Raw genomic sequence first — 12,406 nt, 5'->3', positions numbered from 1 at the left:
CAACACCGTGGTCTCGTTTGTGCTTCCCATTTATGGACGTGATATTCAGCACAGCGTGCTGCACAGTAAAGTTGCATCCGAACCCCTGACGGATTGTCAGCCTAATTTCTTGATAGCGAAAGGCGCTCCTCTTGAGCCTGCTCGGAACCAAATGGACCCTTCACGGCGACGGCAAGTCCGTGCGCCCCGGCGAGGTGGTGGCTCCGCAAGAGCGCCTCGCCTGGCCGTTGACCATCGGCATTGGTATGCAGCACGTGGTGGCCATGTTCGGTGCCACGTTCTTGGTGCCCATCCTGACCCACATGCCCCCGGCCACCACCCTGTTTTTCTCGGGTGTGGGCACCATCCTCTTCCTGATCATCACCGCCGGCAAGGTACCCAGCTACTTGGGTTCCAGCTTTGCCTTTATTGCCCCCATCGCGGCCTCACAAGAGCAATTCGGTGTTGCTGGCGCCTTGGGCGGTGTGGTGATGGCTGGCGCCGTCCTGGCTTTGATTGGTGTGGTGGTCCAAAAGTTTGGCGCCGCATGGATCAACCGTTTGATGCCCCCGATCGTCACCGGAACCATTGTGGCGCTGATTGGACTGAACCTGGCCTCAGCCGCGAAAAACAACTTTGACGCTGCACCAATCACCGCTCTGCTGACTCTGGTGACCATCATTTTGGTGACAGTACTGTTCCGCGGAATCATTGGCCGCTTGAACATCCTGGTGGGTGTGGTGGTGGGCTACATTGTGGCCAACATCCGCGGTGAAGTGGACTACACCACCGTCAATGCAGCCGATTGGATTGGCCTGCCACACTTCCAAACGCCCGAATTCCACGTTGGTGTAGTGGGCCTGTTTGTGCCAGTGGTGTTGGTGCTCGTGGCTGAGAACATCGGGCACGTAAAGTCGGTGGCTGCCATGACTGGTCAAAACCTCGACGGCGTCTCCGGCCGCGCACTGATGGCTGACGGTGCCGCTACGGTGCTGGCCGGTTTGGGCGGCGGTTCTGGCACCACCACCTACGCCGAAAACATTGGTGTGATGGCTGCGACCAAGGTGTACTCCACTGCTGCTTACTGGGTTGCTGGTTTGTTCGCGATTCTGCTGAGCTTCTCGCCCAAGTTCGGTGCGCTCATTGCCACGGTTCCGGCCGGTGTTTTGGGCGGCGCGGCCACCATGTTGTACGGCATGATCGGTGTGCTGGGTGTGAAGATTTGGGTCCAGAACCGGGTGAACTTCTCTAACTCTGTGAACCTGACCACCGCCGCCGTGGCACTCATTATTGGTATTGCGGATTACACCTGGACCATTGGCTCGCTCAAGTTCACCGGTATTGCGTTGGGCTCAGCCGCTGCCTTGCTGATCTACCACGGTATGAAGGCCATCGCGAAGGCTCGGGGTACAGTCTCTGACCCCGAGACTGAGGGCCCGGTCTCCCATAAGGGTGAGCCAATCGCCGAGCGGATGGCAGCGCGAGCCGCTAAAGCTGCCACCAAGAAGAAGCGCTAGCGCATGATCGAACCCGCCGAATCAGCCCGCTACTTTGCCGTAGGTGATATCCACGGCGCCCTAAAACCTCTCCTAGAGGAGCTCTCGTGGCAAGGGCTGGTTGATTCGGTGGGCCGCTGGCAAGGTGGCAACTCGCACGTGTACTTCCTCGGGGACTACCTAGACCGGGGTCCCCACGGGCTGGGTGTCATTGACGTGTTGATGCAGCTGGAGGTCTCCGCCCGCGAAGCTGGCGGTGGTGTTCACGCACTTCTGGGCAATCATGAGGTGCTGGCGTTGGGCACCAAGTTGTTTGGGACCCAGGCGTTGGAAACGGCCACGGGTCCACGGAATTTTCACGCATCATGGGTGCGCAATGGCGGCCAAAATTCTGACCAGGAGGGGCTGTCCCCCCGTCATGTCCAGTGGCTTATGGACCGGCCAGCGGTGGCCTTAGCCGGGACTGAATTGTTGCTGCATTCGGACACCACGGCGTACTTGGAATTTGGTTCAACGGTGAGTGAAGTCAACACCACTATTGGGGCGGCACTGCGCAGCGAGAACCTTGAACAGCTGTGGAATGTGTGGGCTCGGATGACCACGCGTGGGGCATTCCGTGGAGTTCAGGGCCACACAAATTCGGTGAGTATGCTCAATTCTTTGGGCGGCGAGCGGATCATCCACGGGCACAGCATCATTTCCGAGGTGCACGGGTACCTAGCATTCGAGACTGCCGGGCCGGAGGAGTACGCAGGCGGTCTCGCCGTGGATATTGACGCCGGGCTGTACGACGGCGGACCCTGCCTTGTTTTCGAGCTAATTCCACCCAAGGCACACTGAACCCACCCACTGGGGTGAGTGCCGACGTCGTACTCTCGATGCCGCTACAAAAATGGACATCCGCACCCGGGATTCGGGTGCGGATGTCCTATTTTGTAGCGGTTCCTGTTAGTTCAGCGTTGCCGTGTCGATGACAAAGCGGTAGCGAACGTCAGACTTCAAAACGCGCTCGTAGGCCTCATTGATCTGGTCAGCCGAGATGACTTCGATTTTGGCACCAATACCGTGCTCGGCGCAGAAGTTGAGCATCTCCTGGGTTTCGCGGATGCCACCAATAGCTGATCCGGCGAAGGATCGGCGTGCACCGATCAGCGAGAATGCCTGAACCGGCAGGGGCTCCGGCGGGGCACCAACGCTGACCAAGGTCCCATCGAGTGCCAACAGCTGCAAGTAAGCGCTGATATCCAACTTGGCGGAAACCGTGTTGATGATCAGATCCAAGGAGCCAGCCAGCTGTTTGAACGTCTCCGGATCGCTCGTGGCGTAGTAGTGGTCTGCGCCCAAGCTCAGGCCATCTTCCTTCTTGTTGAGCGTCTGCGACAGCACAGTCACCTCGGCACCCATGGCGTGCGCAATCTGCACGGCCATGTGGCCAAGTCCACCCAAACCAATCACACCAACCTTTTTGCCGGGGCCGGCGTTCCAGTGGTTCAGAGGGGAGAAGGTGGTGATGCCGGCGCACAAAAGCGGAGCAGCAACGTCTAGTTCAAGGCCGTCCGGGATGGAGACCACAAAGTTTTCGGTCACCACTACGGCGGTGGTGTAGCCGCCCTGGGTGATGGTGCCATCACGGTCAACTGAGCCGTAGGTGCCCACGTTGCCCTTGAGGCAGTACTGCTCTTCGCCCTTTTCACAATTCACACACTCGCCGCAGGAGTTGACCATACAGCCAACACCAACGCGATCGCCCACCTTGTGGCGAGTTACTTCGGAGCCAACTGCAGCAACGATTCCGGCGATTTCGTGGCCCGGTGCCAGCGGGTACTGCTGGGGGCCCCAGTCACCGCGAACGGTGTGGATGTCCGAGTGGCAAATGCCGGCGAACTTGATGTCAATCAGGACGTCATGGGGTCCCACTTCTCGGCGCTCAATGGTGGTTGCTTCTAGTGGTGCACCAGCGGATGGTGCCACGTAGGCGTTGACGGTAGTCATAGTTCTCCTATTGTTCCTGTCCCTACACTCAGAACTAGGCTCCTTCCAGCACTTGCTGGGTGGCCAGGGTGAGATATTTTGCGGCTTCGGACTGCGCCGCGGCGGGACTTGGCGCTAAGTCCAACAACTGAACGGCGGCGTCTATTCCGTGTTCGGCCAGTTCCTCGGGCGTTACCAGAATTCGCCCAGCTACTGCCAGCACAGGAATCCCCCGCCCACTGGCCGCATCAGCCAAGGCAATAGGGGCTTTGCCTTCGAGGGACTGCGCATCCAGAGAGCCTTCCCCGGTGATCACCAGGTCAGCTTCGGCCAAAACGGGTGCCAAGCCGGTCAGGGATGCCACTAGGCCAAAGCCTTCTTCCAGAGTGGCGTTGGAGAAACCGAGGAATGCTGCTGGGAATCCGCCAGCAGCACCGGCACCGGGCACGTTAACGTCCCGGCCGGTGGCTTGGCGGATCACCGAGGCCCAGTTGCGCAGTCCAGCGTCGAGGAGTTCCACACCGTCCTCATCGGCACCTTTTTGCGGCCCGAATACGTGTGCGGCGCCTTCGCTTCCGGTCCGGCCCCCACCAAAGATCGGGTGCTGAACGTCCACAGCGAGGCGGATTTTCACGGCACTCAGGCGCGGATCAAGGGCGGACGTGTCCACTGACACCACATCGATCAGGGATCCGCCGCCCAACGGCACCACGTTCCCGGAAGCGTCAAGTGGTTTGAGTCCCAAGGCACGCAAAGCGCCGGATCCGCCGTCGGACATGGCAGAACCTCCCAAACCCAACACAATCTCAGTGGCCCCGGCGTCCAGCGCGGAAGCAATCAGCTGGCCGCAACCGTAACTGTGCGCGCGCAGTGCGGCCTCTGGGGTTGGCTTGCCGCTCGCGTCCAGCATGCCCTCATCCACCAACGCGAGGCCGGACGCTTGGGAGGTTTCCACAATCGCGGTGGAGGTGCCAAACGCGTCAGTCCGCAGCGCCCATGCAGCGCCGGTGGGCTTGAGGATCGGCCCGACGACGGCACTGAGTTTCTCCTCGTAGCCTGCCGCAATTGCGGCCTCCAGAGTTCCTTCGCCGCCGTCGGCAACGGGGAACTGGGTGACGATTGCATCGGGATAAACCCGCAGGACACCTTCTGCAATGGCCGAGGCTGCCTCGGCCGCGCTCAGGGAGCCTTTGAACTTGTCTGGTGCGATGAGAATGCGCATCACACCATCTTGCCAGTTACACCGACTCAGTAAGTAGACGAATGTTCTAGAGCCAGTCTCCGCGAGCCTCGAGAACTTCCCGCAGAATGTCAGCTCGGTCGCTCACAATTCCGTCCACGCCAAGGTCTAAGAGTTTGTGCATGGTCGGGGCGTCGTTGATTGTCCAGACGTGAATCTGCACGTCAAGACGGTGCGCGCGAGCCACCCGCGCAGCGGTGACCACCTTGAGCCGGCCGTAGTTTCGGGGCACTTGGAACACATCCACATCGCGCAAAATGCGTCTTAACATTCGGTCCGGAAGCAGACCGCCAAACAAGACAAAAACGGCGGTGGTGAGCATACCCCCAGATGAGGCTGTCCTGCGGCTCAGGCGTTTGAGCACTGCCCGGCGGCGCTTGTCTGAAAACGACGCCACCAAGACTCGGTGATGCAATCCATGCTCTTCAATGAGCGCAGCCAAGGTCTCCACCGATCCGGAGTCCTTAACGTCCAAGTTCAGTTTGGCGTTGGGAACAGCTTCCAGCAACTCAACCAGCGTGGGTACAGGTTCAATGCCGCCGATCCGTGCCTGTGACACCTCTGCTGCGGTCAGCTCAGAAATTTTGCCTGTACTGTCAGTGACCCGGTCCAGCGTCTGATCATGAAACACCAGCAGCACCCCGTCGGCAGTGGTGTGAACATCCGTTTCGAGGTGCACAAACCCCAGCTCAGCTGCGGCCCGGAACGCTGCCAGAGAGTTTTCCAGACCGTCCAGCGAGAAGCCTCGATGTGCCAGCGCTAAGGGTTTGCCAGGGCGCTCATCGTGCTGGAAGTACTCCAGCATCTCAGCGGCCAGCGAGTAATTCGGCGAGCTTTTGCTCCAGAATCTGGGCCACGCCGTCGTCGTCAAAGTGCGGTGCTTGCTGCCCTGCCGCGGCGATCGCCTCGGGGTGACCGCTCGCCATCGCATAACCCTGCCCCGCCCACGCGAGCATCTGGACATCGTTGGGCATGTCCCCAAACGCCACCACATCCGCTGCATCAATCCCCAACTGCGCGGCGTACTCGGCCAACGTGACCGCCTTGTTCAGGCCTGGCAGAGAGATTTCCAGTAGTGCGGTTCCGGGCGCTGAGTGGGTTACCGTTGCCAAATGTTCGACCGCGGGACTAACCTCAGCCAAGAATGCGTCGGCAGTGCCGTTGGCGCTGATCGCCATAAACTTGACCACCGTCTCCTCCGGGCTGAGGGTCTCCTCAAGGGGCGCAGGAACAATGTGGTCCAGTGCGCGAACGGTGCCGGGCTCAATAAAGTCCGGCTCCAAGTGAAATCCGCCCAGCGTCTCGGCAGCAAAACGGGCCTCGGGGCGGACCTCGCTCACAATACGGCGCAGCTCAAGGACTGTGGCAAGATCCAAGCCCTTGGCGTCAATGACTTTGTCCGATTCAAGATCCCACACCACAGCCCCGTTGGAACAAATGACAGTCCCAGTGTGGCCGAGCTGCTCTTGCAGCGGAGTCAGCCAGCGTGGTGGACGGCCTGTCACAAACACCACTTCCACCCCGGCGTCCCGGCACGCATGGAATGCCTTAACAGTCCGCTCGCTAATGTGGCCATCATGGCTGAGGATGGTTCCGTCAATATCACTTGCTACTAACCGCATCATGTGAGCCTATCTGCCCAAACGGACAACTGCGCCACCGCGCCAATTCCGCCGAAGGAGCTAGTGCTGTTCGTAAATGCCAGTAATCCGGGCGCGGCCAATACTGTGGCTGAACAAGTTGAACCCCATCAACGCAGGAGGCGAGTCCGGGGCGATCTCTAGTTCTTCAACGTCCACTGCATGAACTACCACCATGTACCGGTGCGGGCCGTGCCCGGCCGGTGGTGCGGCACCCACAAAACCGTGGAAACCGGCGTCGTTCCTTAATTGGATGGCACCGTGCGGCAGGGCAATTCCGTCCTGTGCCCCGGCTCCATTGGGCAGCGAGGTGGTGTCTGCTGGAATGTTGGCTACCAGCCAGTGCCAAAAACCGCAGCCGGTAGGTGCGTCCGGGTCCAAGATAGTCACTGCGAAGCTGCGAGTGCCTTGGGGAGCGCCACTCCAGCTCAGCTGGGGCGAGATGTCTTGGCCGCCAGCACCAAAAACGCCACTGACTTGGGCGTTGCCAAAAACCTCGCCGTCGTTGAAATCGTCGCTCGTGACCTCAAATTCGGCCACGGCCGGTAGTGCGGCGTACGGATCGTAGTCAGTCATTCTGGCCTTTCATCGGAGGAAACGGATTGGTTTATTTCTGCCCGGGTGGGCGGGTTGGCGCCCGGCCGGGAAACCGTAATGGCGGCCGCGTGGGCCGCGTAACTGAGAATCTCGGTGAGCCGTTGTGCGGTGAGAGCGTGCAGTTCCGGGCGGCGCTGGCCACCATCCAAGCCAGCATCCACTAGGGCCGAAAGTAGCGCTGCCATAAAGGAGTCCCCTGCGCCAACGGTGTCTGCCACGTCAACGCTTCTGGCCGGAACGGTGATCTCGCCAGCATCCACAATGCCCCACGGACCATCAGCTCCACGGGTGACAATCACCAGTGCTGGGCCGGTGTTATTAGTGCCCATTGCCTTCCAGCGCCGGGCAGATTCCAGCGGATCAACACCGGGGTAGAGCCATTGCAAATCCTCATCCGAGGCTTTCACTACGTCTGCGAGCGCTACGAACTTTTCCACCAATTCCCGTACGGAGTCAGGATCTCCCACAATGCTGGGACGGCAGTTAGGGTCAAAGCTAATGGTTGCCGCCGGATGAGCATGCTCAACAGCGTCGAGGACTTGGCTAGCACCGGGAGCTAGCACAGTGGCGATGGATCCGGTGTGCAACAAGGTGGTGGCTTGCAGCATCACGGGGAGCCGCTCTTTGAGGGAGGGCAGCTCCCACAAGAGGTCAAAGGTGTAGCTCGCGGCTCCTGTGGCATCAATGTTGGCTGTGGCCACACTCGTGGGGAAGGCGTCCGCCACCACCGGGACCATCACTGAGCTTTCGCGCAAATGCTCGGTGATCATGTGCCCGTAGGCATCGTTCCCGTAGCGGCCAATAAACTGCACGGGATGGTCTAACCTAGCCATGCCCACGGCCACGTTCAGTGGGCTCCCGCCCGCGTGAGCTTGCCGTTCTTCACCGCGTTGAACTACGTCAACGAGGGCCTCGCCAATGACCGTAAGCATTTCTTTACGCTAGCAGTTTCAGCACTAGCTGGCTGCATGTCGCGAAAGATTCCGCCTCGGGATTAATGAGCTCAAAGTGACCACCCGGGACGGTGATTAGCTGCGCATACTCACTGTCCGCTCCTGCCTTTGCGGCTGCGGCAATGTAGCTCTCAGATTGGCTGAAGGGGACATCTAGATCAGCTTTCCCGTGAACCGCGTACACAGGGACACCTAGGGGTACAGCGGACATGGGGTCCGTTGCCCGGTAAATCTCGGGAATCTCCGCGGAACTGCCGCCAAGCAGGTCCACCACGGCGTGTTTGCTCAGGCCTAGTTCTTCGGCTTGGGCAAGATTGAGAACACCTGCCTGACTAACGACGCCGGTAAGGGTCACCCCGGTGCCCGCCGCCCACACCGCCAGATGCCCGCCCGCGGAGTGACCTAGGGCCACCACCTTGGACAGGTTTAGGCTGTGCTCGCCCTGCAGGGTTTCCAGGAACTGGATGCCACTGCTGATGTCCTCAAAGGTGGCCGGCCAGCCGCCACCATTGCCCACCCTCCGGTATTCCAGATTCCAGGCCGGGATGCCTAAGTGTGCAAAGTGAGCTGCGAGTGGCTCACCCAGCTCGGCACCGTATTTCGCCCGCCAATAACCCCCGTGTATCACCACCACCACACCGGAAATGTCTTGAGGTCCGGATGCGCCCGACGGCAAAAACAACTCCCCCCACTGTGATTCGTGGGCTCCGTAGTGGTAGCGGTGTTGGGTCACTAGAGGCTTATGGGCTGTGAAGCCGAGGGCAGGCTGTTGCTGGCTGCGACTTCTGCAAACCACAGGGCCGAGGCTTTGGGCGTTCGTACCTGCGTTTGGTAGTCCACCCGCACTAAACCGAACCGTTTGTGATAGCCGTAGGACCATTCAAAATTGTCCATAAAGGACCAGGCGAGGTAGCCGCGAACGTCCACACCGTCGTCGAGCGCGTCCTTGAGCGCCCGCAAGTGAGCGTCAATAAACGCCAGGCGGTCCTGATCGTCCACAAATCCGTTGCTATCAGCCTGATCGGCATAGGCTGCACCGTTCTCCGTGATGTACAGCGGAATCCCAGCTGGGCCGGTGTATTCCGCGTGCAAGCGGTTCAAAAGGCGCCGCAAACCATCGGGCTGAACTTCCCAATCCATGTCCGTTACGGGCAATCCGCGGGAGACGGACGTGACGCCTTCGGCAGCAACATAGGGGGAAGGTGTTTCACTGCCTGGCGGGGCGTGACTCTCTAGAACAGTTGCCTCGCCGTTGCTGTTGTTGGCCACTGATTCCAGCGTGGTGACGGCCTCACCGTGGTAATAATTCACACCCAGAAAGTCTGTTGGCGCGCTAATGATGGCCAAGTCACCGTCCTGGATGAACTGAGTGAAGCCAAGGTGAGCAGTGTCTTCAAGAACGTCGGCGGGGTACTCGCCGCTGAAAATGGGGTGGACAAAAATGCGGTTGAATTGTCCGTCGATCCGCCGCGCAGCGTCTACATCCGAGGGGCTGGTAGGGTCCAGCGGGTCCGCCACGGTGAAGTTGAGGGTAATCCCCACTTGCAATTCGCTACTACGACGGCGCAACTCGGCTACCGCTAATCCATGTGCCAAGAGGAGGTGGTGGGCTGCCGCTAGGGCTGTGGTTGGGTCTTGGCGGCCGGGCGCATGAACTCCCGCGGCGTAGCCCAAAAATGCTGCGCACCATGGCTCGTTGAGGGTGGTCCAGAAGTCCACCCGATCGCCCAAGGCCTGGTGCATTACTGCTGCATATTTGGCAAAAAGGTAGGCGGTTTCGCGGTTAGCCCAGCCGCCTTTGTCCTCGAGGGTTTGCGGCAGGTCCCAGTGATAGAGGGTGATCATGGGTTTGATCCCGGCGGCGAGTAGTTCGTCTACTAGCTCGGAGTAGAAGCGGATGCCCTCAGGGTTCGGTGTGACGCCGTCGGGCATACAACGCGCCCAAGAGATAGAAAACCGGTAGGCGCCCAAATTGAGTGACTTCATCAGTGCCACGTCCTGGGGCATGCGGTGGTAGTGATCGCACGCAACGTCTCCGTTGTGCCCGTCCGCTACGGCGCCCGGGGTGTGGCTAAAAGTGTCCCAAATGGAGGGTCCGCGGCCGCCTTCTGCCGCTGCCCCTTCTATTTGGTACGCCGCCGTGGCGCTGCCAAATATAAAACCTTCGGGGAACGTGATTTCAGTGCTCATGTGGGTGCCCATCCTCTTTAATGCCAGGGTGGCTCCGCGCCCCCAAGTAAACACCCAGAATAGTGCACGCGTGGGCTACTTCCCATCTTGTCAGTGCTCCCACGTATGCTGGCAGCATGGGCAGCAATTGGGAACGCTTGGATGCAGATCAGCAAGCAGCCGTTCAGGCGAACGTTGAACTTTATGAGCGGGTACGCCCTGCGCTAAAACTGGTAACTCGTGACGTCCTACTGACCATGCGTCGGATGCTAGAGGGTGAGGAAGTTACCCCATTGTTTATCACTGGGCGGACTAAAACCGTGGAGTCTTTCCGCGAGAAAATCTCCCGGCTTGAGGATTCCCTTGAGCCCGGTGGAGCGCCAGTGCTGAAATTCCCGGATCCTTTCCGGACGCTGAATGACATGGTGGGTGTCCGGGTGATCACCAAGCTTCCGGCAGACAACGCCACGGTGGCCAACATCATTAAGCGTCAGCGCCAGCTCTTTGATTGCCGCGGTGACCGCGAGAAGGACATCGGTTCTATCGAGTCCGGGACCTACGGTTATTCGAGCCGGCACCTGATTCTGCGCACCCTGCACAATGACACAGTGCGCAGTTACCAGCAGGAATTTAACCCAGATATTCCGCCGAACGGCAGCTACTTTTTTGAGTGCCAGATCCGCACGGTGTTTGCCCACGCGTGGAGTGAGATTGAGCATGATATCCGGTTCAAGGCTGAGGATCGTCGCGCCTGGACGCCGCACTTTGACCGCCAGTTCACTGCAACGGCAGCCATGTTGGAAACCGTGGAGAGCGCCTTCTCAGACCTCAACGAACGCTACGAAGAAGTCCGTGGTTATTGGGATCCACAGGTGGGTGGCGCCCTTCCGTTGACCCCCAACCGGGTTCGGGACGTGTGGCGCACCCTCCTTCCGCACGTGGACCGCAAGGTCGACGACGACTGGGGCTGGGCGTCCGAGCTTCTGGCCGCTCACGGCTTGCGTGAAACAGCCCAGCTTGCCGAATTGCTGAGTGCGGCACGAATCAAACAAGTCCGGCAGGCGCTAGATCACCGGTACTCACCGGGGCCGGACCGGCTGCTAGATGACCTTCTGTTGTGGGAGTTCGGCACCGAGCATGTGAACTTGACCGCGGAGGGCCCTGATGTCACGCCTCACCCTCGCCGGGATAGCCTGCAGCGGCGATTGCGGCAGATCGAGCGGTACCGGCTGAATGAAAACCGTTTCAATGAAAACAAGGGGCACGGAGCCTAAATCTGACATATTTGTCCACGGAATGGTCATGGATTCGCCACACTGTGGACGTTGGTGTAAATATTTTTGAATGCTTGAGGCAACTAAAAACACTGAATCAACCCCCTTGAACCCCGCTTTGGCAGCAGAGGCGAAAGTCGCCAAACTCGCTGTCACCATTTTCCCGTTACTGGTGATTGTGGCAGGTCTTCTGGGCTTCCTGATTCCGGGCGTCTTTAAGCCACTTGCCCCCACGGTGCCGTACCTTCTGGGCGTCATTATGTTTTGTATGGGTCTGACGCTGACCCCGCCGGACTTCGCCTCCGTAGCTCGCCGCCCTTGGGCCGTGCTGCTGGGTATCTTGGCACACTACGTGATTATGCCGGGTGCTGGCTGGGTGATCGCTAAGGCCTTGAACCTGCCTCCCGAACTTGCTGTAGGTGTCATTCTGGTCGGTTGCGCCCCGTCCGGAACCGCCTCGAACGTGATGGCATTTTTGGCCAAGGGTGATGTTGCGCTTTCCGTTGCCGTGGCCTCTGTGTCCACCCTCATCGCACCACTTGTTACACCGGCCCTGACGCTTTTCCTTGCCGGGTCCTTCCTGCATGTTGATGCAGGTGCCATGGTTTGGGACATCACCAAAACGGTTCTTTTACCGGTTATCGCTGGCCTCTTGGCGCGCTTGTTCCTCAAGAACCTCGTCGCAAAGCTGCTGCCCGCACTTCCTTGGGCATCCGCCGTCGTAATTTCTTTGATCGTGGCGATTGTTGTTGCAGGAAGCGCCAGCAAGCTGGTAGCCGCTGGCGGCATTGTGTTCCTCGCCGTGGTCCTCCATAACGGTTTCGGACTGGCGCTGGGCTACCTCGCTGGCAAGGTGGGCCGGTTGGATCAGCGGGCACGCCGCGCACTCGCCTTCGAAGTGGGTATGCAGAACTCGGGCTTGGCTGCCACGCTCGCCGCGGCTCACTTTAGCCCCTTGGCCGCACTGCCCTCCGCTGTGTTCTCACTCTGGCACAACGTCTCCGGCGCGATTGTTGCTGCATGGTTGGCGCGCCGCCCCATTACCGATCAGTCAGCCCAGGCCGCAACCAACTAGCCCAACTACGGC

General features: G+C 59.8%; 12 protein-coding genes. 4 read left to right on the top strand and 8 right to left on the bottom strand.

Features of this window, described 5'->3' with window-relative positions; genetic code table 11:
- The first annotated feature begins 131 nt into the window (after positions 1–131).
- Both ACQQCD_RS06945 and ACQQCD_RS06940 read left to right on the top strand, forming a co-directional pair.
- Positions 132–1,496 carry a uracil-xanthine permease family protein gene (locus tag ACQQCD_RS06945; RefSeq protein ID WP_430267661.1) on the top strand — a complete coding sequence of 455 codons (1,365 nt, stop codon included), beginning with the start codon at positions 132–134 and terminating at the stop codon, positions 1,494–1,496.
- Between the two features lie 3 nt (positions 1,497–1,499).
- On the top strand, positions 1,500–2,315 hold the full coding sequence (locus tag ACQQCD_RS06940; protein ID WP_430267660.1) for a metallophosphoesterase: 816 nt from the start codon (positions 1,500–1,502) through the stop codon (positions 2,313–2,315).
- 108 nt (positions 2,316–2,423) lie between these two features.
- Here the strand turns inward: ACQQCD_RS06940 and ACQQCD_RS06935 are convergent, their stop codons facing one another.
- The 8 genes from ACQQCD_RS06935 to ACQQCD_RS06900 are packed head-to-tail and all read right to left on the bottom strand — an operon-like array spanning position 2,424 to position 10,066.
- A complete protein-coding gene (locus ACQQCD_RS06935) occupies positions 2,424–3,467 on the bottom strand; it encodes an NAD(P)-dependent alcohol dehydrogenase (protein ID WP_430267659.1) in 1,044 nt (347 codons plus the stop codon).
- 34 nt (positions 3,468–3,501) lie between these two features.
- Positions 3,502–4,668 (bottom strand): glycerate kinase, encoded by a 1,167-nt coding sequence (locus tag ACQQCD_RS06930; protein ID WP_430267658.1) that lies wholly within the window; start codon positions 4,666–4,668, stop codon positions 3,502–3,504.
- Positions 4,669–4,714: 46 nt separating this feature from the next.
- Positions 4,715–5,491, bottom strand: a complete 777-nt coding sequence (locus ACQQCD_RS06925) for a glycerophosphodiester phosphodiesterase (RefSeq protein ID WP_430267768.1) — start codon at positions 5,489–5,491, stop codon at positions 4,715–4,717.
- 1 nt (position 5,492) lies between these two features.
- Positions 5,493–6,308, bottom strand: a complete 816-nt coding sequence (locus tag ACQQCD_RS06920; protein WP_430267657.1) for an HAD family hydrolase — start codon at positions 6,306–6,308, stop codon at positions 5,493–5,495.
- Positions 6,309–6,368: 60 nt separating this feature from the next.
- Entirely contained in the window at positions 6,369–6,902 is a 534-nt protein-coding gene (locus ACQQCD_RS06915) for a YbhB/YbcL family Raf kinase inhibitor-like protein (protein ID WP_430267656.1), read from the bottom strand.
- Positions 6,899–7,855 carry a carbohydrate kinase family protein gene (locus ACQQCD_RS06910; RefSeq protein ID WP_430267655.1) on the bottom strand — a complete coding sequence of 319 codons (957 nt, stop codon included), beginning with the start codon at positions 7,853–7,855 and terminating at the stop codon, positions 6,899–6,901. Before ACQQCD_RS06910 ends, ACQQCD_RS06915 begins: the two co-directional genes overlap by 4 nt.
- Before the next feature lie 4 nt (positions 7,856–7,859).
- The gene (locus ACQQCD_RS06905; RefSeq protein ID WP_430267654.1) at positions 7,860–8,609 is read right to left on the bottom strand and encodes a prolyl oligopeptidase family serine peptidase; all 750 of its coding nucleotides are present in this window, start codon (positions 8,607–8,609) and stop codon (positions 7,860–7,862) included.
- Complete coding sequence (locus ACQQCD_RS06900) at positions 8,609–10,066, bottom strand: glycoside hydrolase family 1 protein (protein WP_430267653.1); 1,458 nt, start codon at positions 10,064–10,066, stop codon at positions 8,609–8,611. Before ACQQCD_RS06900 ends, ACQQCD_RS06905 begins: the two co-directional genes overlap by 1 nt.
- 116 nt (positions 10,067–10,182) lie before the next feature.
- Between ACQQCD_RS06900 and ACQQCD_RS06895 the strand changes: the two genes are divergently transcribed.
- Positions 10,183–11,319: a GTP pyrophosphokinase gene (locus tag ACQQCD_RS06895; protein ID WP_430267652.1), complete on the top strand. Its 1,137-nt coding sequence runs from the start codon at positions 10,183–10,185 to the stop codon at positions 11,317–11,319.
- Positions 11,320–11,389: 70 nt separating this feature from the next.
- Complete coding sequence (locus tag ACQQCD_RS06890; protein ID WP_430267651.1) at positions 11,390–12,394, top strand: bile acid:sodium symporter family protein; 1,005 nt, start codon at positions 11,390–11,392, stop codon at positions 12,392–12,394.
- Positions 12,395–12,406: the final 12 nt, after the last annotated feature.

The organism is Pseudarthrobacter sp. J1763 (assembly GCF_050490295.1).
GTDB lineage: Bacteria > Actinomycetota > Actinomycetes > Actinomycetales > Micrococcaceae > JBNPEO01.
This window is presented reverse-complemented; position numbering and strand designations above follow the sequence as displayed.

What these genes read in the sequence shown, in the direction of transcription:
- ACQQCD_RS06900 (WP_430267653.1), bottom strand. Translation starts at nt 10,066, where the DNA reads ATGAGCACTGAAATCACGTTCCCCGAAGGTTTTATATTTGGCAGCGCC.
- ACQQCD_RS06940 (WP_430267660.1), top strand. Translation starts at nt 1,500, where the DNA reads ATGATCGAACCCGCCGAATCAGCCCGCTACTTTGCCGTAGGTGATATC.
- ACQQCD_RS06925 (WP_430267768.1), bottom strand. Translation starts at nt 5,491, where the DNA reads ATGCTGGAGTACTTCCAGCACGATGAGCGCCCTGGCAAACCCTTAGCG.
- ACQQCD_RS06895 (WP_430267652.1), top strand. Translation starts at nt 10,183, where the DNA reads ATGGGCAGCAATTGGGAACGCTTGGATGCAGATCAGCAAGCAGCCGTT.
- ACQQCD_RS06915 (WP_430267656.1), bottom strand. Translation starts at nt 6,902, where the DNA reads ATGACTGACTACGATCCGTACGCCGCACTACCGGCCGTGGCCGAATTT.
- ACQQCD_RS06890 (WP_430267651.1), top strand. Translation starts at nt 11,390, where the DNA reads ATGCTTGAGGCAACTAAAAACACTGAATCAACCCCCTTGAACCCCGCT.
- ACQQCD_RS06935 (WP_430267659.1), bottom strand. Translation starts at nt 3,467, where the DNA reads ATGACTACCGTCAACGCCTACGTGGCACCATCCGCTGGTGCACCACTA.
- ACQQCD_RS06930 (WP_430267658.1), bottom strand. Translation starts at nt 4,668, where the DNA reads ATGCGCATTCTCATCGCACCAGACAAGTTCAAAGGCTCCCTGAGCGCG.
- ACQQCD_RS06910 (WP_430267655.1), bottom strand. Translation starts at nt 7,855, where the DNA reads ATGCTTACGGTCATTGGCGAGGCCCTCGTTGACGTAGTTCAACGCGGT.
- ACQQCD_RS06920 (WP_430267657.1), bottom strand. Translation starts at nt 6,308, where the DNA reads ATGCGGTTAGTAGCAAGTGATATTGACGGAACCATCCTCAGCCATGAT.